The sequence below is a fragment of the Cobetia sp. SIMBA_158 genome, from assembly GCF_046566945.1.
GTDB lineage: Bacteria > Pseudomonadota > Gammaproteobacteria > Pseudomonadales > Halomonadaceae > Cobetia > Cobetia amphilecti.
In genome coordinates, this window is record NZ_JAWJYL010000147.1 from 1 (window position 1) to 329 (window position 329).

Sequence of the window (329 nt, forward strand, 5' to 3'; positions counted from 1 at the left end):
GCAACCGGGTTGACCTAGACGCTGATGCAGACCCTTTAACTAGGGCTGTTCGTATGGCTCAGCAGAAATTGCGTGAGATTCCTCAACGTGTTAATACTTATTTTACGGGTGATAACAATCCATTAACCAGTTCAATAGCTCGTGCTAAAGCGGGGCTAAGGTCAATCGCTCAACGAGTGACAACCGTCATAGCCGGGAATCCTACTCCTTTAGGACGTGCTGTTATCGTAGCTCGTACGGCATTATCTTCTATTTCTCAAAGAGTAACTTCGATAATCGCAGGAAACGCCAGCCCGCTTGTTTCAACGGTTGCCGTTACTCGTACTGCG

At 47.7% G+C, this 329-nt stretch carries 1 protein-coding gene; it reads left to right on the forward strand.

What is annotated here, in order from left to right:
- Positions 1 to 53: 53 nt before the first annotated feature.
- The coding region (locus tag R2R70_RS19375; RefSeq protein WP_410978804.1) for a hypothetical protein at positions 54 to 329 on the forward strand (276 nt) is incomplete at its 3' end.